Source organism: Leucobacter chinensis, assembly GCF_019049105.1.
Lineage (GTDB): Bacteria > Actinomycetota > Actinomycetes > Actinomycetales > Microbacteriaceae > Leucobacter_A > Leucobacter_A chinensis.
In genome coordinates, this window is record NZ_JAHQZR010000008.1 from 77,624 (window position 1) to 97,759 (window position 20,136).

The 20,136-nt window shown below is 61.0% G+C and carries 19 protein-coding genes; 9 read left to right on the forward strand and 10 right to left on the reverse strand.

Going from position 1 to position 20,136, the window contains the following annotated elements:
* The first annotated feature begins 25 nt into the window (after positions 1-25).
* From KTJ78_RS09930 to KTJ78_RS09955, 6 genes are all read left to right on the forward strand, one after another.
* On the forward strand, positions 26-931 hold the full coding sequence (locus KTJ78_RS09930; RefSeq protein WP_217135239.1) for a LysR family transcriptional regulator: 906 nt from the start codon (positions 26-28) through the stop codon (positions 929-931).
* Positions 932-1,561: 630 nt separating this feature from the next.
* Positions 1,562-3,283, forward strand: coding sequence for a urocanate hydratase (hutU, locus tag KTJ78_RS09935; protein WP_217135241.1), 1,722 nt, complete (start codon positions 1,562-1,564; stop codon positions 3,281-3,283).
* Between the two features lie 4 nt (positions 3,284-3,287).
* Positions 3,288-4,514 (forward strand): imidazolonepropionase, encoded by a 1,227-nt coding sequence (hutI, locus tag KTJ78_RS09940; RefSeq protein WP_217135243.1) that lies wholly within the window; start codon positions 3,288-3,290, stop codon positions 4,512-4,514.
* Positions 4,515-4,638: 124 nt separating this feature from the next.
* On the forward strand, positions 4,639-5,892 hold the full coding sequence (locus KTJ78_RS09945; protein ID WP_217135245.1) for a sensor histidine kinase: 1,254 nt from the start codon (positions 4,639-4,641) through the stop codon (positions 5,890-5,892).
* On the forward strand, positions 5,880-6,572 hold the full coding sequence (locus tag KTJ78_RS09950; protein WP_217135247.1) for a response regulator transcription factor: 693 nt from the start codon (positions 5,880-5,882) through the stop codon (positions 6,570-6,572). The genes KTJ78_RS09945 and KTJ78_RS09950 overlap by 13 nt, the downstream gene beginning before the upstream one ends.
* Complete coding sequence (locus KTJ78_RS09955) at positions 6,569-7,402, forward strand: DUF4097 domain-containing protein (protein WP_217135249.1); 834 nt, start codon at positions 6,569-6,571, stop codon at positions 7,400-7,402. Before KTJ78_RS09950 ends, KTJ78_RS09955 begins: the two co-directional genes overlap by 4 nt.
* Here the strand turns inward: KTJ78_RS09955 and KTJ78_RS09960 are convergent.
* Together KTJ78_RS09960 and hutH are read right to left on the reverse strand one after the other, a co-directional pair.
* The gene (locus KTJ78_RS09960) at positions 7,392-8,195 is read right to left on the reverse strand and encodes an IclR family transcriptional regulator (protein WP_217135251.1); all 804 of its coding nucleotides are present in this window, start codon (positions 8,193-8,195) and stop codon (positions 7,392-7,394) included. The two genes, KTJ78_RS09955 and KTJ78_RS09960, sit on opposite strands and share 11 nt — an antisense overlap.
* Before the next feature lie 51 nt (positions 8,196-8,246).
* Entirely contained in the window at positions 8,247-9,815 is a 1,569-nt protein-coding gene (gene hutH, locus KTJ78_RS09965) for a histidine ammonia-lyase (RefSeq protein WP_217135253.1), read from the reverse strand.
* A 124-nt stretch (positions 9,816-9,939) separates the two neighbouring features.
* On the opposite strand from hutH, the gene KTJ78_RS09970 reads away from it, so the two are divergent.
* On the forward strand, positions 9,940-10,860 hold the full coding sequence (locus tag KTJ78_RS09970; RefSeq protein ID WP_217135255.1) for an arginase family protein: 921 nt from the start codon (positions 9,940-9,942) through the stop codon (positions 10,858-10,860).
* Here KTJ78_RS09970 and rarD read toward each other — a convergent pair.
* Both rarD and KTJ78_RS09980 read right to left on the reverse strand, forming a co-directional pair.
* Positions 10,857-11,753, reverse strand: coding sequence for an EamA family transporter RarD (rarD, locus tag KTJ78_RS09975; RefSeq protein ID WP_217135257.1), 897 nt, complete (start codon positions 11,751-11,753; stop codon positions 10,857-10,859). The two genes, KTJ78_RS09970 and rarD, sit on opposite strands and share 4 nt — an antisense overlap.
* An 83-nt stretch (positions 11,754-11,836) precedes the next feature.
* Entirely contained in the window at positions 11,837-12,289 is a 453-nt protein-coding gene (locus KTJ78_RS09980) for a GNAT family N-acetyltransferase (protein ID WP_217135259.1), read from the reverse strand.
* Between the two features lie 199 nt (positions 12,290-12,488).
* Here KTJ78_RS09980 and KTJ78_RS09985 point away from each other — a divergent pair, with 199 nt between their 5' ends.
* Positions 12,489-13,703, forward strand: coding sequence for an NADP-dependent isocitrate dehydrogenase (locus tag KTJ78_RS09985; RefSeq protein ID WP_217135265.1), 1,215 nt, complete (start codon positions 12,489-12,491; stop codon positions 13,701-13,703).
* An 89-nt stretch (positions 13,704-13,792) separates the two neighbouring features.
* Here the strand turns inward: KTJ78_RS09985 and KTJ78_RS09990 are convergent, their stop codons facing one another.
* Genes KTJ78_RS09990 through KTJ78_RS10005 form a run of 4 tightly spaced genes read right to left on the reverse strand, consistent with a single transcriptional unit; the run spans position 13,793 to position 17,511 of the window.
* Positions 13,793-14,173 carry a fluoride efflux transporter FluC gene (locus tag KTJ78_RS09990; protein ID WP_217135278.1) on the reverse strand — a complete coding sequence of 127 codons (381 nt, stop codon included), beginning with the start codon at positions 14,171-14,173 and terminating at the stop codon, positions 13,793-13,795.
* Entirely contained in the window at positions 14,170-14,574 is a 405-nt protein-coding gene (locus KTJ78_RS09995; RefSeq protein ID WP_217135288.1) for a fluoride efflux transporter FluC, read from the reverse strand. Before KTJ78_RS09995 ends, KTJ78_RS09990 begins: the two co-directional genes overlap by 4 nt.
* Positions 14,571-16,316, reverse strand: coding sequence for a putative bifunctional diguanylate cyclase/phosphodiesterase (locus tag KTJ78_RS10000; RefSeq protein ID WP_217135290.1), 1,746 nt, complete (start codon positions 16,314-16,316; stop codon positions 14,571-14,573). The genes KTJ78_RS09995 and KTJ78_RS10000 overlap by 4 nt, the downstream gene beginning before the upstream one ends.
* 10 nt (positions 16,317-16,326) lie before the next feature.
* Complete coding sequence (locus tag KTJ78_RS10005; RefSeq protein WP_217135292.1) at positions 16,327-17,511, reverse strand: serine hydrolase domain-containing protein; 1,185 nt, start codon at positions 17,509-17,511, stop codon at positions 16,327-16,329.
* A gap of 95 nt (positions 17,512-17,606) precedes the next feature.
* On the opposite strand from KTJ78_RS10005, the gene KTJ78_RS13980 reads away from it, so the two are divergent.
* Positions 17,607-18,068 (forward strand): VanZ family protein, encoded by a 462-nt coding sequence (locus tag KTJ78_RS13980; protein ID WP_217135294.1) that lies wholly within the window; start codon positions 17,607-17,609, stop codon positions 18,066-18,068.
* Positions 18,069-18,077: 9 nt separating this feature from the next.
* Here KTJ78_RS13980 and KTJ78_RS10015 read toward each other — a convergent pair whose 3' ends face one another.
* Positions 18,078-18,671, reverse strand: coding sequence for a TetR/AcrR family transcriptional regulator (locus KTJ78_RS10015; RefSeq protein WP_217135296.1), 594 nt, complete (start codon positions 18,669-18,671; stop codon positions 18,078-18,080).
* 53 nt (positions 18,672-18,724) lie between these two features.
* Positions 18,725-19,867 carry a DUF4192 family protein gene (locus tag KTJ78_RS10020; protein ID WP_217135298.1) on the reverse strand — a complete coding sequence of 381 codons (1,143 nt, stop codon included), beginning with the start codon at positions 19,865-19,867 and terminating at the stop codon, positions 18,725-18,727.
* Between the last annotated feature and the right edge of the window lie 269 nt (positions 19,868-20,136).

Here is a 20,136-nt window from a genome sequence, read left to right on the forward strand (position 1 = left end):
TGCTTAATAAAGTTCGGGAGGCATCGTGCTTGATATGCAGCGACTGAGGCTGCTGCGCGAATTTTCGATTCGCGGCACCATCAGCGAAGTTGCCGATGTGCTCTCGTACAGCGCCTCGGGCGTCTCGCAGCAGCTCGCCCAGCTCGAGCGCGAAACGGGCCGCACCCTGCTGCGTCGGGTGGGTCGCGGCCTCGAACTCACCCCCGCGGGCGAGCGCCTCGTCGCCGAGAGCGAGGCACTCTTTCAACAACTCGAGCGTGTCGAGGCGTCGCTGCAGCGCGGCCGCGACGAGCTTACCGGAACCATTCGCGTCGCCGTCTTCCAGTCGGCCATGATCTCGCTCATGCCGAAGGCCCTCACCGCGCTCGCCGAAACACACCCCGGCCTGCGCGTCGAGGTCGTGCAGCACGAGCCCGAAACTGCCCTCTACGAGACCTGGGCTCGCGGCTTCGACGTCGTGGTCGCCGAGCAATACCCGGGCCATGCCGCCCCGCACCACGAGGGTCTCGGCCGCAGCGTGCTCGGCAGCGACGCCATCATGCTCGCCGTGCCAGAGGTGCACCCCGAGCGCTTCGCAGGCGTGCGCTCGGTCGCCGACGCCGCCGGCGTGCCCTGGGTCATGGAGCCCGAGGGCTCTGCCTCCCGCCACTGGGCGCTGCAGGCCTGCCGCTCGGCCGGCTTCGAACCCGACCTGCGCTACGAAACCGCCGACATTCAGGCCCACCTGCGCCTCGTCGAGGCGGGCAACGCGGTTGCGCTCGTGAACGGGCTCTCGGTGCGCCACTACACCGGCCGCGTGAGACTCGTGGATCTGCCCAGCTCACCCCGCCGCGAGATCTTCGTTGCACGCCGCGAGGCGAGCGAGGATCACCCGGCCTTCGCCGCGGTGATGGAGGCGCTCGGCGAGGTTGCTGCGGGGCTGCGGCTGTAGGGGGCGCGGGACTGTTGCGTGCGGGGTCGCTGCGTTCGAGGGTTGTTGCGTGCTGCGGCTGTTGTGCGCAGAGGCTGTTGTGCGCAGAGGCTGTTGTGCGCAGAGGCTGTTGCGCGCGCGGCTGGCGTTTGGTCGAGCCTGGCTGATGCTGAGTGTGGCTGGCAGAGGGCCTCTTCGGGGAAAGGGGCACGGGCGTAGCCCGTTCCTGCTCATGGTGCGGGCGGCACCCGTTGAGGAATGGCTTTTCTGCGGCCGGGCCCTCGTGAGGGCGGCGAAACGTGTCTTTGAACGTGTGTAGACCCTCGTGTTTGTGAAATTTGCCGTGGTTTGACGAAAAGCAGGGTGTTTGCGCCAAAACACCCTGCTTTTCGTCAAGTAAACGCGATTTCGGGCTGCAGACTCGCGTGAAGTGCGGATCGCGGCCCGAGATCCGCTAGAAACTCGCTCCGAAGCCGAAGCCGAAGCCGGCACCCTGGCCCCGACATCGACCGCACCCGCACCCGCACCCGCACCCACGCCCGAACCCACAAGTCTGCAATCCCAGACACGACCGCCCAAACCCCCGTTGAACGCACCGCCTCAACACGCTGAGATAGAGGCAAACGTTGTTGTTTGCGAAAGGACACGACCATGGCACTTCCAGGCGCACGCCCCGTACGAGCCCCCCGCGGCACCGAAATCTCTGCGAAAAGCTGGCAAACCGAGGCGCCGCTTCGCATGCTCATGAACAACCTCGACCCCGAGGTTGCCGAGCGCCCCGACGACCTCGTCGTGTACGGCGGCACCGGTCGTGCGGCACGCAGCTGGGAGGCGTACGACGCGATCGTCGACACCCTGCGCGACCTCGAAGACGACGAGACGCTGCTCGTGCAGTCGGGCAAGCCGGTCGGCGTGTTCCGCACGAACGTGTGGGCGCCGCGCGTGCTCATCGCCAACTCAAACCTCGTGGGCGACTGGGCAACGTGGCCCGAGTTTCGCAAGCTCGAGGCCGAGGGCCTCATGATGTACGGCCAGATGACGGCCGGCTCGTGGATCTACATTGGCACGCAGGGCATTCTGCAGGGCACGTTTGAGACGTTCGCTGCGATCGGCCGCAAGCTCTACGACGGCACGCTCGCGGGAACCCTCACCCTCACGGGCGGTTGTGGCGGCATGGGTGGCGCGCAGCCACTCGCGGTCACCCTCAACGACGGAGCCTGCCTCATCGTCGACGTCGACGAAGCACGTATGCGCCGCCGCGTCGGCAAGCGCTACCTTGACGAGGTCGTTACCGATCTTGACGAGGCACTCGCCAAGGTGCAGCAGGCGAAAGACGAGAAGCGTGGCTGGTCGGTCGGGCTCGTGGGCAACGCCGCAGAGGTGTTCCCCGAGATCCTGCGTCGCCACAAGGCGGGCGAGATCACGGTCGATATCGTGACCGATCAGACGAGCGCGCACGATCCGCTGTCATATCTGCCCATCGGCTACTCGCTCGACGAGTGGCAGCAGCGCGCCGCCGACGAGCCTGAGCAGTTCACGCTCGACGCGCAGGCTGCGATGGCCGCGCACGTGAAGGCGATGGTTGAGTTTCAAGACGCTGGCGCCGAGGTGTTCGACTACGGCAACTCGATTCGTGACGAGGCCCGAAAGGGTGGCTACGACCGCGCTTTCGAGTTTCCGGGATTCGTTCCGGCGTACATTCGCCCGCTGTTCTGTGAGGGGCTTGGGCCGTTCCGCTGGGCTGCACTCTCGGGTGACCCCGAAGATATTCGCGTGACCGACGAGGCGATTCTCGAGCTGTTCCCCGAGAACGAACACTTGAAGCGGTGGATCAGGGCCGCCCAAGACCGCGTCGAGTTCGAAGGCCTCCCCGCGCGCATCTGCTGGCTTGGTTACGGCGAGCGCGCCCGCGCTGCCGTGCGCTTCAATGAGCTCGTTGCCGAGGGCAAGATTTCGGCCCCGATCGTCATTGGTCGCGACCACCTCGACTCGGGTTCGGTGGCCTCGCCATACCGCGAGACCGAATCGATGGTTGACGGTTCTGACGCGATTGCCGACTGGCCGCTGCTGAACGCCCTGACCGCGAGTTCGTCGGGCGCGACCTGGGTGTCGCTGCACCACGGCGGTGGCGTGGGTATCGGCCGTTCGATCCACTCGGGTCAGGTGTCGGTTGCCGACGGTACTCCGCTCGCTGCCGAGAAGCTTGAGCGCCTGCTCACCAACGATCCCGGAATGGGCGTCATTCGCCACGTTGACGCGGGTTACCAGCGCGCAGTCGATGTTGCAGCCGAGCGCGGCGTGCGCATTCCTGTGACGCCAACGGTGCGCGATGGCGGCGAGTCGGCACGTGCCGCGAACGGTGGGGTAGCCTAACGCCATGGCGACCCTCATTACCGGCATTGCCGAGCTCACGACGAACGACCCCGAGCACGGGGGCCGGCTGAATGATGCCGCGCTGGTGATTGACGAAGAGCGTGTCGCCTGGGTTGGCTCTGCCTCCCAAGCGCCCGCCGCCGACGAGCGAGTTGACGTGGGTGGGCGGGCCTTGCTGCCCGGCTGGGTTGACTCGCACACGCACATGGTGTTTGCGGGCGACCGCACGGCAGAGTTCGAGGCGCGCATGGCCGGCGAGGCCTATGCCGCCGGCGGCATTAACCATACGGTGAATGCTACGCGGGCGGCGAGCGAGGCTGAGCTCGAGGCGAATCTCGCGCACCTTTCGCACGAGGCGCTCAAACAGGGCACCACGGTTCTTGAGACCAAAACCGGCTACGGGCTTACGATCGCCGACGAGGTGCGAGCCGCCAAGATCGCCGCGCGTCACGTCGACGCGGTGACCTTTCTCGGGGCGCACGTTGTGCCAGAGGGCTCAGACCCGGCCGAGTATGTCGACCTCGTGACGGGCGAGATGCTGCACGCCGTGGCTCCGTACGTGAGCGCCGTCGACGTGTTCTGCGAGACGGGTGCCTTCAACGAAGCCGAGACGCGTCGCATTCTTGAGAGTGCAGGCAACGCTGGCCTTCAGACTCGCGTGCACGGCAATCAGCTCGGGCATGGTCCCGGCGCGCGTCTCGCGGTCGAGTACGGGGCCCTCAGCGTCGATCACCTCGGCTTTCTCACCGACGACGACATTGCGGCGCTCGCCGCTTCCTGGCAGGGTGGCGCCCGCGGCACGGTCGCGACGGTGCTGCCCGCCTGCGACCTCTCGACGCGCATGCCGCTCGCCCCAGCGCGGGCTCTCGTTGACGCGGGGGCGCGGCTCGCGATTGCGTCGAACTGCAACCCCGGCACCTCGTTCACGCAGTCGATCGGCTTTTGCGTCGCGACTGCCGTACTGCAGATGCGGCTGACGATCCGCGAGGCTGTTGAAGCGGCAACCCTTGGCGGCGCTATCGCGCTCGGCATGCACGAAGACGGGTGGATCGACGCGCGCGGTACACGCCAGCCGCGCGTCGGCTCGCTCGGGGTCGGTGCCCGGGCCGACATGCAACTGCTCGACGCTCCATCGATTACTCACCTTGCTTACCGCCCGGGCATGCCCCTGACCGCCGCAGTGTGGCGCAGGGGAGCGCTCGTGAGCGGTGCTATTCCGGGCCTGGCCTAGCCAGAGCACAACACCGGGCCTGGGCCTCGCGCTTTGCGGGGCCCAGGCTTTTTCTGGAAAGCCAGAACCTTCATGCGGGGTGGCGGGGTGTTCTCCTGCGTAAGGCTCGCGTAGCGTGAGTGGCATGATGACAGGTTCCCGAGATGAGGCGCAGCGCCGCCCGCTCAAATTGTTTACCGGGTTGCTCCACCTCGCAAGCCTCGGTGTCGTCGGCACGACCGCTGTGACGGTGCTCTTCACCATGCTCGCGACGGGCATCGGGCTCGTGCCGATCTTAGGCATTGGTCTCTTCATCCTAGTTGGCGTGGTCTACGGCCTCTTCGGTGCCGCTTGGTTTGAGACGCGCAGGGTAGCGGGCCTCTACCGAATGAACGTCACCGATCTCACCTTTGCCGAGCAACGGGAGCCGGGCTTCGGTGAGTATCTCAAAATGCTGTGGCGTCAGTCGATCAACGGCAGAATGTGGCGTGCGCTCGCAAACCTGACCATCGGCAGCATCCTTGGCCTCGTCGGGCTGTTGCTGCTTCAAGAAATCGTGCGTCAGCTCTTGAACTTCCCGGCGGCCGAGGCCAGGGTCTTTGGCATCCCGGTGAACGTGCCGAATCACTGGGGCATCATGGTCGGCTCGATTTGCTTCTCGATCGTGGGCATCGTCCTTGTTGGGCTGCTGCATCGCACGGTGAGCATCGCGATCATTGACGGTGGTGCGAACGAAGCGCTGTTGCGCGATCAGGTGCGCAGCACCGAGCAGCAGCGCGAGGGAGCAATGCGTGCGGCCGACGTAGAACGTACCCGCATTGAGCGCGACCTTCACGACGGGGTGCAGCCGCGCCTCGTGTCGATCGGCATGACCCTTGGGCTCGCCAAAGACACGATCGAATCGAACCCAGACGCGGCCAAGCAACTCATCGACGAGGCACACACTTCGACGAAGGCCGCGGTCACCGAACTGCGTCAGCTGGCTCGTGGCATTCACGCCTCTGTGCTCGATGACCGTGGGCTTGACGCGGCGCTCTCGGCACTCGCCGCGAGGTCACACATTCCGGTCTTTCTCGACTCGCGCATCGAAGGCTCGGTCATATCGCGAGAAGCGCAAACCGCGGTGTACTTTGCAGTTGCCGAGGCGCTCACGAACGCAGCGAAGCACTCGCTGGCAGGTGAGACGCGCGTGACCCTGCGGGTACGTGCCACCGAGACCGGGGTTCCGTACCTCTGGGCCCGGGTTGAAGACAACGGGGTAGGCGGAGCCACGGTGCAGCCGGGCGGGGGCCTCGATGGCATCATGAACCGTATTACCGCTGCGGGGGGATCCACCCGCATTGAAAGCCCCGGCGGAGGCCCGACAACAATCGAGGTGAGCGTTCCATGCGCATCATAATCTGTGAAGATTCGGTCTTGCTGCGCGAGGGACTCGTACGGTTACTTGAACACGTCGGGCACGAGGTCGTTGCCGCGCTTCCCGACGCAGCCGAGCTCATGGAGCACGTTTCACGCCTCGATCCAGAGCTGTGCATTCTTGACGTTCGAATGCCGCCGACGTTCACCGATGAGGGTATTCGCGCGGCGCTCGAACTGCGCAGGAACACTCCCGACCTGCCCATTCTGGTTCTTTCGCAGTACGTTGAGGAGCGCTATGCGAGCGATCTCATTAGTGCCCCCGGTGGTGGGTTCGGTTACCTGCTCAAAGATCGTGTCGCCGACATGAGCGACTTTGTCGACGCGATTGAGCGCATTGCGTTAGGGAGAGACGTGCTCGACCCCGAGGTTGTTGCCCAGTTGCTGAACCGTAATCACCGTGACGCGCGTCTGCAGCATCTCAGCGAGCGTGAGCGAGCGGTTCTCGCGGCACTTGCCGAGGGCAAGTCGAACCAAGCGATCGCTGCGCAGCTCTTTCTTTCTGAGGCGAGCATTGAAAAGCACATCACCGCGATTTTCCAGAAGCTGGGGCTGTCGGCCGACGAGTCGGGAAACCGTCGCGTGCTTGCAGCCATCGCCCACATTGAAATTGTTGGCTTGCCGCACCGCGGTGCTAGCTCACAGATAGGACACCAGTCATGACGCAGGAGACCAGACCCTCGGGAGTCTCACAGACCATCTCGATCGTGATGGCGGCCTTCGGCGGCCTTATCGTGTTGCTTCTCATTGCGACAACGGCTATCACCTCGCTCTTTGTTACCTATGAAGGGAGCAGCACGACGGGTGAGCAGACGGCGTTTATGGCATCCGACGGCATCCGCGAGTTATACCTTGATGCGGCAGCGGCCGAGATGACCATTGAGTTCGGTCCCGTGGCCGAAGCCACGCTCGACGTGCACGGTCGCGAAGAAGCAAACTGGCGTCTCGAGCGCTACGGCGACACCCTCGAGGTTGCGCACGAGCGCTCTTTCTTAGACCCCTTTGTGTGCCTCTTTGGCTGTGCCAAGCCTTCGACAGAGCTCACCTTGACCTTGCCGAGCGAGCTTGATGGAACGCTCGACGCCGAAGTGATGCTCGGTGCGGGCGACCTCACCGTGAACGGTTCGTTCGTCGAGCTCGAGATTGACGTGAGCGCCGGCAACGCATGGGTGCAGGGCGGAGCGCGTCGATTCGATGCGACGCTCGGTGCAGGAAACATCGACTTTGATGTCGAAGGCGTCATCGAGGCATCACTCGATATTGCCGCGGGCACGGCCCAGGGCCAGTTCACCGGCCAGGCGCCCCGAGAGGTAGAGATCGAGGTGAGCGCGGGAAGCCTTGACCTCGCGCTCCCCGATGCTCGCTACGCGACGATGAGCGACGTGGCGGCCGGTAACGTGAGCAACCTGCTGCACGAGGATTCGGCCTCGAACAACCGCATCGAGATTGACGTCTCCATTGGTAGCGTCACGCTGAAGCCGCTCAGTCAGTAACGGGCTGTGCGGCGGGGGTGCGACCGTGTATTCGGGCCGAGAGGGTCGCCGCCGTTTCGATGACCTCTGCAGCGAGACGGGGGTACTCGTCGGTGCCGTGGTCGCGATCGGCAAACGTCACCGCGACCGCTGCGATGGGCCACCCCCTGTGGTCGACGACCGATGCGGCGACCGACGAGATACCTTCGGTGATCGATCCGCGTTCAACGGCGTAGCCCCTCGTCACCGTCTCGTCGAGCACGCTGCGCAACTCTGAGTACTTCGTGATGGGATATTCGCGGGTGTGAGCTGAAACGAATGATTCGGCGTTCGGAAAGAGTGCGCGAGCCTGAGCTTTGGGTAGTTGCGAGAGGATCGCTCTGCCGCTCGCTGTCGCAGGCATCGGCAGGCGAACATTGACGTCGGTCACGAGGGAGGGCGTGCCGGGGTAGCGCTCTTCGATGATGTACAGCACGTCGCGGCCGAGCGGAACCGCGAGGTGCCCGCTCATACCCAGCCGCTCAACGAGGGTCGCGACGAGTGGTCTCCCGAGCCTCGCGAGTGGCTCCTGACGACCGTAGGCCGAGCTGAGCTCGACCGCGGCGATACCAAGACCGTAGCGACGCTCCTCAGGCAAATGCATGACGAAGTCGTGCTCAAGGAGCGTCGCAAGAAGGTGGTACGTCGTCGACCTGGGTATCCCGAGCTGCGCTGCGATGACGCTTGCTGGCAAGGGACCCCGAGACCTGGCGAGTAAGAGCAGAATGCGCAGAGTCTGGTCAGAGGCGGGTACCTTTGGCTGCGGCTTGGTCATACGGCGATCTTACTCGGTGCTTACGACGTTAATGTCTGGTATTGCAGACGCTTAGCGAAGGTCGCCCGTGACGCTCTCAACGGTCTCAAGAACCTTGCCGGTGACGACGAGCGTGTGCGCGCTGTCGATGTCTGGCGAGAGGAAACCGTCGGTGTCGGGAGCGGCAATGACGCTTCGAAAGAGGCTGTGCAGAGCCGCGGTCGCAGGGCCCGGGGTACCCGCAACTGCTCCGTCGGCTTCATTGGGCCGTGCCCTGAAATCAAGGGCTCGGGTCGAAGCGAGCAGCTCGATCGAGAGCACTCGGCTCAGACCGTCAACGGCCTTGCGCAGTTTCCTGGCTGCCGACCAGCCCATCGAGACGTGGTCTTCTTGCATGGCCGAAGAGGGAATCGAATCGACCGACGCGGGAACGGCGAGGCGCTTGAGCTCAGAGACGATGCCGGCTGCGGTGTACTGGGCAATCATGAGGCCGGAATCGAGGCCCGGGTCGGCCGCAAGGAAGGGTGGCAAGCCGTGGTTGCGCGCGACATCGAGGAAGCGGTCGGTGCGGCGCTCAGAGATGCTCGCGAGGTCGGCCACGGCAATCGCGAGAAAGTCGAGCACATACCCGACCGGTGCGCCGTGAAAGTTGCCGTTCGACTCGACGCGGCCGTCGTCGAGCACGACGGGGTTGTCGACCGCCGAGCGCAGCTCGGTCTCGGCGACACGGCTCGCGTGAGCTGCCGTGTCGCGAACTGCGCCGTGCACCTGTGGTGAGCAGCGCAGCGAGTAGGCGTCTTGCACGCGGCTGAACGAGCCCTCCTGAGCGCGCGAGATGAGTGACGACTGCTCGAGAATGCGGTGCATATTCGCGGCCGAGTTGCCCTGCCCCTCATGAGGGCGGATCACATGAAGCTCGGGTGCGAACACCGCATCGGTCCCGCGCAGCCCCTCGACGCTTGCCGCCGCGGCGATATCGGCAACGCGAGTGAGTGCCGCGATATCGGTGAGCGCGAGGCAGAGCATGCCGAGCATGCCGTCGGTCCCGTTGATGAGGGCGAGGCCCTCTTTTTCTTCGAGCACGATCGGGGTGATGCCGTGCTTTGCGAGCAGCTCACCCGAGGGGTGCAGCTCGCCATGCTCGTCGCGTGCGTTGCCCTCGCCCATGATCGTGAGGGCACAGTGCGCGAGCGGTGAGAGATCGCCTGAACAGCCGAGCGAGCCGTACTCGTGAACGACAGGGGTGATCCCGGCGTTGAGTACGTCGACGTAGGCCTGGGCGGTCTCGAGCCTCGCCCCGGTATGACCCGAGGCGAGTGTGTTGAGGCGCAGGAGCATGAGAGCGCGAACGACCTCTCGCTCTACCTCAGCGCCCGATCCTGCAGCGTGAGAGCGCACGAGGCTACGTTGCAGCTGGCGGCGCTTCTCGGCCGGAATTTGCACGTTCGCGAGTGCACCGAAGCCGGTTGAAATACCGTAGTGGGGGTTGGTGTCGCCCGCGAGTGATTCGACGACCTTGCGGCTGCGGTTCACACGTTCGACCGCGCGATCAGAGAGCGCCACTGCTGCTCCGTGGCGGGCTACCGCGACAACGTCAGAAATCTGGAGGGGGGCATCGCCCAAAAGAATGTGCTGTGTCATGAACCGATCACAACATGAAATGGTCTCTTCTTTCGAGGGCCGAGCACCGAATTATGTCTGTAATGCCAGACAAGCCTACAAATGCCCTCGCAAAACGACACAGCGTGATGCTAGTCTTCGAACCATGTCACAGCCGCGTTTGAGTCACGATCCCCTTTGGCCCAGGGCGGGCGCCTTTGCCCCCCTCGACACCGAGAACGGTGCCGATATGACCATCGTCGGGGTGCCCACCTGGCGCACCTCGCTCTCGGCCACTAACGCCGGGGTCACGCCAGAGGCGGTGCGCGAAGCCCTGAAACGGTACTCGACGCACTTTGTCGCGAGTGACGGTTCAGAGCGCCAGACGGTGCTCACCGACGAGCTCACGATTGCCGACGCCGGTGATGTCGATGAGCCCGACCTTGATGAAGCCCTTGCGGCCCGCTACCTCTCGCAGATTGCCGAATTCTCGGGCCTCGTGCTCGCCATCGGCGGCGATAACGCTCTCACCGTTCCAGTTGCACTCGGTGTTGCGGGCGAGAACGTCAGCACCGCCGGCATCATTACCCTCGACGCCCACCACGACCTTCGGGAAGGGCGAAGCAACGGGTCGCCGATTCGCCGCCTCATCGAAGAGCACGGTTTCGACCCCTCGCGAATTGTGCAGATCGGTATTGCCGACTTTGCAAACTCTGCCCCGTACCGTGACTACGCCGAACGCAAGGGCATCACGGTCATTCACCGAGATGAACTTCACGAGCGCAGCATGGCCGACGTGATGGCCGAGGCGCTCAAGATCGCGGGGGCGGCCGGTGGCCCGATTCACGTCGACCTCGACGTTGATGTGTGTGACCGCTCGGTCGTACCTGCTTGCCCCGCCTCGATTCCCGGCGGGCTTTCGGCCTACGAGCTGCGCCAGGCCGCGCGCATCTCTGCGAGGCATCGCCAGGTGCGCTCCATCGATATCGCTGAGGTTGACGCCGAGGCTGACTCGGCCGATGGTCGCACGGTACGGCTCGCAGCTCTGCTCGTGCTCGAGGCTGCCGCCGGTATGACTGAGCGCTAGCGGCGGTTGCGTAGCATCTCGACGACCCCGCCGACGAGCAGGATGAGCACGGCGCTCCAGATCGCACCGTAGGTGATGAACTCACCTGGTGCGATGCGCTCGCCAATGAGCATCGCTGCGACGACGAGGAGTGCTGGCTCAACATAGCTCAGCAGCCCAAAGAGGCTGATCGACAGGAGCTTCGAAGCAAGAATATAGAGCCACAGAGCAATCGCAGCGAGGGCACTGACGAGCGGGGCGGTGATCCACAGCAAGGGGTTTTCACGGAAGGCGTCGCCGCGAGCGAGCTCATCGGCGACGATCCACACGCCTACGGGCATGACGAGTAGCAGTTCCCAGAGTAGCCCTCCGGTATTTGCTGTACCGAGGCCGCGGCGAAGCACGAAGTAGAGCGGGTAACCAAGGCATACGGTCAGGGTTTCCCAGGAGAAGCCGCCAACGCGCACAATCTCGAAACCGACACCGGCCGCGGCCACTGCCGTCGCGAGCCAGTGCCACCACGAGAGCGAATCTCGGTAGAGAAACCGTCCTACAATCACGAGAACGAGGGGCAGGAGAAAATAACCAAGCGCAACCTGCAGCCCTCGACCGTTGAGTGGAGCCCAAGAAAATAACCAAAGCTGTAGTGAGACGAGCGTGCCGCACGCGAGCACGCCGAGAACGAGGATGGGGCGCTCGACGAACCGTTTGGCGATGTCAGTGAACAATGAGATTTGCCGCGAGAGCCGCAGAATGAGCCAGATGATCGGAGCGGTGACGAGCAGACGAATACCCCACACCTGCAGGCCGCCGAGCGGGGTGAGGTAGGGAGTGAGAAAGTAGATGGCGCCGAAAGCAAATGAGGCAGCGAGACTGACGAACACGCCTGATGACGATGAACGAGCACGAGCCATGAAGTGCCCCCTGTGAACATAATGATGGCGGCGCCGCAAGCGGAGTGCTTCGCGGCGCCGCCAGAAAAGCGGGTGGTAAAGGTTTAGAGCGTGAACGCGCCGATCGTCTCGCCGTATTGGGTTTCGCCGATGGGGGCGAAGCCTACGTTCAAGAAGAATTGTTCGGGGCCTGCATCGCCCGGTTCGTAAATGACGGTGACCCGGTCGAGGCCGCGCTTGCGGGCCTCATCGAGAAGGGCATTCACCGCAAAGGTACCAACGCCCTCGCCCTGTACCGTGGCGTCAACGTTAATGCGCCACAGTGCAGCCTTGAAGTGGTCTTCGCTCGCCTCGTCATCAAAATGGCCGTGAATGAAGCCGACCACTCGGTCGCCATCGAGCACAACTCGTTGCCATGCCGATTCGGGCGTCGTCACAGCGGCAACCGCTGCGTATGACACGGGGCTCACAAACTGTTCTTGACCCGGTTTCAGGCCGAGCTTGTTGACAGCAACGATGGTCGCTGCAGACAGTTCCTCGATCTTGTAGTCACTCATGATTACAGGCTAGCGTGCATCTCGAATTGTGCAACCGAGATGACACTAAATCGTGACAATTCCAGAGGTTCTGGTGCAGCTGAGTTATCTTGATGTCGAGATACCTTTGGGTTTCGGGTAAGATGCTGTACGAGAGTGTGCCCGTGGGCTGTGCTGCCACGGATTGAGCGCGAAAAGCCACAGCAGAGACGGAGAAAACGTGTCGAAGATCACAGTAAAGGGAACCGTAGTCGAGCTTGACGGCGACGAGATGACCCGCATCATTTGGCAGTTCATTAAAGACCGCCTTATTCACCCTTACCTCGATATCAACCTCGATTACTACGACCTCGGTATCGAGCACCGCGATGAGACCAATGACCAGGTCACCATTGACGCGGCGAACGCTATCAAGAAGCATGGTGTCGGCGTGAAGTGCGCAACGATCACCCCAGACGAGGCTCGCGTTGAAGAGTTTGGCCTCAAGCAGATGTGGAAGAGCCCGAACGGCACCATCCGTAACATTCTCGGTGGCGTTGTGTTCCGTGAGCCCATCATCATCTCGAACATTCCCCGCCTTGTTCCCGGCTGGAACAAGCCCATCATCATCGGCCGCCACGCTCACGGCGACCAGTACAAGGCAACCGACTTCAAGGCCGGCGCTGGCAAGGTAACGATCACCTACGAGCCCGCCGATGGCTCGGAGGCGCAGAAGTTTGACGTCGTGACCATCCCTGAGGGTGGCGGCATCATTCAGGGCCAGTACAACTTCAACGACTCGATTCGTGACTTTGCGCGCGCATCGTTCAAATACGGTCTTTCACGCCAGTACCCCGTGTACCTCTCAACGAAGAACACGATCCTCAAGGCGTACGATGGCCAGTTCAAGGACATCTTCCAGGAGGTCTACGACCTCGAATTCAAGGAGCAGTTCGACGCGCTCGGTCTGACCTACGAACACCGCCTCATTGACGACATGGTCGCATCGGCTATGAAGTGGGAGGGCGGCTACGTTTGGGCTTGCAAGAACTATGACGGAGACGTGCAGTCAGACACCGTCGCACAGGGCTTTGGCTCGCTCGGCCTCATGACCTCGGTTCTGATGACGCCAGACGGCCAGACCGTTGAGGCAGAGGCAGCTCACGGCACGGTGACTCGTCACTACCGCCAGCACCAGCAGGGCAAGCCCACCTCGACGAACCCGATCGCCTCGATCTTCGCTTGGACCCGTGGGCTCATTCACCGCGGCAAGCTCGATGAGAACCAGGAGCTCATCGACTTTGCGAACACGCTCGAAGACGTCGTCATCAAGACCGTTGAGTCGGGCAAGATGACCAAGGATCTCGCTCTGTTGGTTGGCGCAGATCAGCAGTGGCAGACCACCGAAGAGTTCCTCGCAACGATCGACGAGAACCTTCAGGCACGTCTCGCGTAACCGCGAACTCTCATAAAGGCTCAGGGCCGGTTTCTTCTTACGAAGAGCCGGCCCTGAGCCTTTTACGGTAAAAGGAGAAGGGAACGCAGTTAGCCGACCGCGGACGAAATGAGACTGGCAATGGCCATCCCGCCGAGGGTGAGAAAGACTGCCGCGACGAGCTGTCCCACACCTGTGATGAACGCGGGCCACCACTGCCGTTTGCTGATGAGTTCGAAGGTTCGGAGGCTCGCGGTACTGAACGTGGTGTAGCCGCCAAGAAACCCGACTGAGAGCACAAGGCTGAGGCCTTCGGGCAGGAGGGGAGCAAGGCCGAGCACAATGCCGATCGCGAACGAACCTGAGAGATTGACAATGAGTAGTGCGAGCGGGGTAGAGCTTTTGCCCGGTACCGAGGAGTCGACTAGAAATCGAGCGATGGCCCCGACCCCTCCTGCGGCTGCGATGGCTGCGATGCCCCAGATGCTCATGACTTGTCTGCTTTACCGGTCATGATGGTGCCGGCTGCGAGACCTGCACCCGAAGCGATAAGCCCGCCACAGAGCGTTGCAGCAAGGTAGCCTACGGAGGCCCATGGCGACGTGTGAGCACCAATTTCGATGGCTTGCACACAGAGCGCGCTGTACGAGGTGAACCCTCCCAGAAGTCCCACGCCGAAGAACGCTTGTAGGTGGGCAGAGCCGGGCGAGAACCGGGGTTTGAGCAGTGCCGTGAGCATACCGAGCAACAGGGCACCACTGAGATTTACGGCAAGTAATGCAACGGGTTCGTGCGCGTCGAAGCTTATCGTAATGAGGGCGCGTGCGAGAGAGCCGAGTGCTCCGCCGAGACCGACGAGTGCCACCTTGGTGCCCGTGATGGTGCGGCTCAAGACTCGGCTGCCCAATCAAAACGAATGTCGGTCTCAGTGAGGAGTTCGGTGAACTGCTGAGCATTCATCGGGCGGTTGAGGAAGAATCCCTGAGCTTGATCGCAGCCAGAGTTCATGAGAAAGCGCAGTTGTTCTTGCGTTTCGACGCCTTCGGCTAGTGCGTTGAGACCGAGTGCGTGTGCCATTGAGATGGCCGCCTGCATGAGCGCGTCTTCTTGCCTCGATTGGCCGATGCTCTGGGTGAACGACTGGTCGATTTTGAGGGTATCGACATTGAAGTGTTTGAGATAGCTGAGTCCTGAATACCCCGTACCAAAATCATCGATGTACACTTTAACGCCGAGTCTTCGAATGGCGTCAATGGTGTGTGAAACCTGAGCCAGGTTTTCGATGAGCGAGGTCTCGGTCAGTTCGAGACTGAGCAAGAACGGGGAGCAGCCGGTCTCTTCGAGCAGCTTTGCTACGGTGTCGGCGAAGTCTGGCTCCACGATTTGTTTCGCAGAGACATTGACCGAGATTGGTACTGCCCCATAAGAATCGTCGCTCCACTTGGCCACCTGGGCGCAAGCGTTGCGCAGTACCCACTCGCCGATGGGCACGATGAGTCCTGACTCTTCGGCATATGGCAAGAAGACCGAGGGAGAGACGAGGCCGAGCTTTTGCGAACGCCAACGAAGGAGCGCCTCGCAGCCCGAGAGCGAATGCAGACGTAGGTCGTAGACCGGTTGGAAGAGGAGTTCGAGCCCTTCACCCTCTGCCGCCTGCGAGAGTTGTAGCTCAAACTGCCTCCGCTCCTCCTCGAGTCTTCCGTAGGCTTGTGAATACCGTGAGACGCGCCCGCCCGACGTTTCTTTGGATTGCTGCAGTGCGAGCATCGCTGCCGAGACAAGGTCGTTTGCGCCGTCGCCGTCATGGGGGTAAAAGCTGAGGCCCGCCGAGGCGCTCACGGTGATAGGAACGCCATCGATAAGGACTTCCTCTGAGAGCGCGTCGACAATCTCCTGTGCAAGGTCGTGAACCCAGTGTTCTGACGAATACTCGGTGAGCACCATGAACTCATCTTCGCCATGTCGACAGGCTGGGCGTTTGCTGCCAACTATACGCAAGATGGTCTCTGCGCTGTGGTGCAGTACCCTGTCACCAAATGCGTGACCGAACTGTTCGTTGAGCCTCGAGAAACGATCAAAGTCGATAACGATGAGGGCGAAGGGAGTTTTTTCACCCGAACTGCGAAGCCGGTGTTCGATGGTTGCGAACATAGCTGATCGGTTCATGAGACCAGTGACGGGGTCATGCGACTCGAAGAAGTTACGCTGGTCTTCAGCCGTCTTGAGGTCGGTTCTGTCTCGATAAATGATGAGTTGGCCGTGAAACTCGCCACGCTCATCGAGAACCGCCGTGCTCATGCCTACCATGGTGAGGCCGTTTGTGAGCGAAACGCACTGTGAACGAGTATGGGAGTCGTTGTCTGGCGGAATCGTATGCAAGAACGGTATGACCGAGGGGTCTTCAACGAGTCTCGACAAGTATTCACGCCGAGCAGCACCGGAGCCTTCAACCGTGAGTTCTTGCGGCAGGGACCACATCTCGACAAACCGCTCATTCATGAGCATAGCTTCGCGGTTACGGTCAAGTACGATAATGCCGTCTTGAGAACTGTTCACGATTGCTCTGAGCATCGACGCCACCACTGTGTGGGGCAGTGTGTCCCACTGAGGTAGGTGGGCTTGGTGAACGGTCATCAGGAGAGTGCTACAGGCTTGCAGCTATTTCTCTGAACACAGCAATGAGCGCCTGTTCGTCTTGTTCTGCGCCGTGGTCGCTATTTTTCGCGATGACGACATTGTGCTTGTGGTTCACATAGATGTATTGACCGTAGACACCAATAGCGGTCATGTCTTCGTGCTCTTCGTGCCCGGTGGGGTGCCACCACTGTGCTGCATAGCCCCACGTATGGTTTTCGGTCTCGATGAGACCGGCCGGCGTGGTAATGCGTTCGATCCACGCCTTAGGCACGACCTGTTTGCGCCCGACTTTGCCCTTGTTTGCAACGAGGAGGCCGATTTTGAGAAAATCTCTGGTTGACGCGTTGAGTCCCATGAAGCCCTTTTCGAGGCCGTCGTCACCGTCGAGACTCCAGGTTGCGTCATCGAGCATTCCAAGCGGATCCCAGAGCCGTCGGCGCACGATATCTGCGAGGGGCTCACCTTCTACTCGGGCAACGACCATTGAAAGGAACTGTGTGTCGACTGAACGGTAGTCGCTAACTGTTCCAGGCACCGCGAAGGTGCTGCGTGAACGCATGAGGTAGTTCGCAACATCGGTCGTGGTCATCATGCCGCCCACTCCCGAGTATGCTTTCCATTCAACATATTCCTCGGGAAGGTCGATGCCTGAGCGCATGTCGAGAAGGTGCCCCACCGTGATTGAATCGAAGGGGCCACCCGTTTGATATTCGGGCATGACTTCTACAAGACGGGTGTCTTCTGTGAGCTTTTTTTCTCCAATGAGCTGACCAGTAATGAGGCTCACGACTGATTTTGCTACCGACCATGATGACTGTGGGGTTGCTACCGTGTAGCCGTCTCGGCACCATTCGTGAACCACGACACCGTCTTTGGCGACCATGAATGTATTCGTCTCGGTTTCCCGAAGTACTTGGTTGAGGCCCTGGTGTGTCCCGCGCCACTCAACGACTCGGTCAAGCGGCGTAAGGTTTTTCGGGGTCTCGGTCGGATTGTCTGCCCGACGAAGTCTTCTGAGGGCAAAGAGCGGGCCAACGAGCGAGTTTGGCGTTGCCAGGTATTTTGCAAGGAACACCGGGCTTTGGAAGTTATTCTTTTTGGCGTATAGAGCCAAAGCGCCGACGCTAGCGCCGACCGCTGTCGCGGTGCCGAAGAGGAACTTGCCGAGTGTGCCTTGATCGTTCTTGCCCATATCGAAAGACTACCCTCTCGCGCATTCCTCTGCACTGTGTATTGGCCAAAAATGGCCGCTCAGCTTCTCTTGAGGCGGCCTTATAGACTTACTCTGTGCCAGAAAAAGCAAGAAAAAGCCGTGTCAGAATCTCGCTAGCCGTGCTTGGGCTTGTGATGTATGGTGCTGCTGTTGCGCTCGTGACACTCACTCCGAAACCAATAGACCATGGTTTAAAAAGCAACATTGCAGCGCTAATCGATATGATGCACAGTTTCGGTGTGCCGGGGTGGTTCGGCTATACAGAACTTGAGTGGACTATGAACGTGGTGATGTTCGTGCCACTCGGGTTCTGCGTGACTCTTGCCCTTCCTGCCGGTAGGCAATGGGTCGCTATTGTGCTTTTGCCGCTCACATCGATTGCGATTGAGACAGCCCAGTACTTCTTGTTGCCTGCTCGATTCGCCACGGTCGAAGACGTGCTTGCGAACTCGCTGGGGGGCTTAATCGGGTTTCTCGTCGCGGTTGTCTTGAGGGCGTTGGTGCATCGCCGTGACGCAACGATTCGAGGAGAATGAGTCTAACGTTCAGCTAGCTTGCTCTTCGGGGTTGTTCCACCAAGCGGGAAGAACGTAATCGGTGAGTTGGAGAGCAAGGTCAATGTCACGGGGCGCTGGAAGTGCAAGCCACTGTGAGAATACCCTGACGAGCGCATCGGTAAGTGCGCGAATAGTGATTTGGGTGAACGTTTCGTCGTCGAGTTCGGTCATGTTGACCGGTAGCGAGATGATCTGAGCGTTGCACAGTGACACTAGTACCGAAGCGAGATGTGAAGACAGTGCCTCGGTTACGACAACCCCTGAACTGTCATTCATTCTGCGGTACAGCTCTTCTCGTGTCTCGAAGTAGTCGAGAAGCTCAATAATTGCATCATGCTGCGAGAAGGGCTCTTGCCCAATCGTTTCGGTGTCACCATGGAGGCGCGAGAGCTCGGCGGTGACCGCTTGCCTAAGGAGCTGCTCGGGAGACTCGGCATGCTCGTACACGGTAGAGCGGTGCACCCCGGCAACGCGAGCGAGCTGGGTAACCGAGATGGTGTCTGGGCGCTGAGAGGCAGCGAGCGAGAGAATCGCTTCATGCAACCGCCCCTGAGAGCGAAGAAAACGTGGGTCAATGTTCACCCACCTTATTATTCCGGCAGTTCATGAATGGAACCTGTTTGTACATTTGTCGCTTAGCGTGTTTCGTCAGTAAACGCCCAGAGTGGAGGACCAGATTCGCACAGCTCTCGAACAATGATGACTGACGCGTGGTTGGCGTCGATCGCAGCAGCTTCGCGCAATAGTGTGACTGCTGGGGTTGTCATGCCACCCATCCACCAGGCCCAGGCAGCTAGGGCGAGCACTCCTGGGCGCAGTGCATCAGGGGTGTGGGCTGCCACCACGGTGAGTGTATGTACTGTCGCGCGAAGCTGGGACGGCTCGAGTCGTTCGCTCGAAAAGAGTTTCAGGCGTTTCGTGACCATTGGGCGTGTTGTTTTCGCATCATTGTGAATGAATTCAAGGAAGGTTTGTGCGAGAGTATCGTCGACGGTGAACGACTCACCCACACCGCCTGCAGCAATGAGGAGAACGGGTGTGAGCCACGTTTCGAGTTCGGCGCATGCGTGAACAAATGAGGCCGTTTCTTGTGCGGTGCCTGGGCTAAGGCCTGCTGAGAGTGCATCGTGGCAATGTTGCAGCATTGCCTGCGTGTGCGCGACCGTAAGAGTGCTTGGTGTCATTTCCTGGTGCCGGCCCAATGCCTGCTTCAGGGCTGATGCAAGCTTCTGCTGCGGACGAGGTAGGCTGCCGAGTTCCCTGAGCCGTTCTGGGGCGGGAACTCCCTTGAGTCCCTTGCGTCTCACAAATCTTGAGTGTGCGATTTCAGTGAGCGATCTGCCTCCATTGTTTGCCGCTGGAGAACGGTAGACGGCCCAGCCATCGCTTGCGATGCAGGCGAGCTCGCGCACGGGTGTTCCGTGCATTTCGAGCGCTCTTTCGAGCCACATTGCGAGGAGCGCATGGGGCGCTCCCGGTTGATTTGCGAAAGAATCGGAGCAATATACGACAAGAGCGGCACCGCTGACCCATGTATGCTGTTCAAGAAGCTCAAGCATGGCTCGATCAAGCTGCGTGGATTCCAAAGGAACATCGGTTCGGGGTAAATCGAAACGAGCAGCACTCTTGGCTTGTGAACCCTCAAATAGTGTGAGAACGATGCTGTTTTCAGGAACATAGCCGAGTAAGACGGGGAGGGAAGCGAGAAAATCGGCTGGGCTGTTGCAGCGAACAACGGTTGGGCTGGGTGATGGATCAGGGCGTGAGGGTGGGTTCATGCATCCAGCTTGTTGGGTGGCAGAGACCCAAACGTGGTTACCAACAAGACAGTCTAGATTTGGGGCACGAGGAACGGGTGTGAACGGTTAAGCGTTACCCGTCGACCTCCTCGATCCGCTAGAAGTGCTTGTCGAAAAGTGTTCTGTCGGGGTAGGGGTTCCCGGAAAAAGATGCGCTGAGAGCAGAAAAGTGTGGTATGTCATCAGGAAATTTGAGATGATCGTACACTGAGGTTTTTCTGGTTACTCTGCTTTTGTTCACCCGCTAA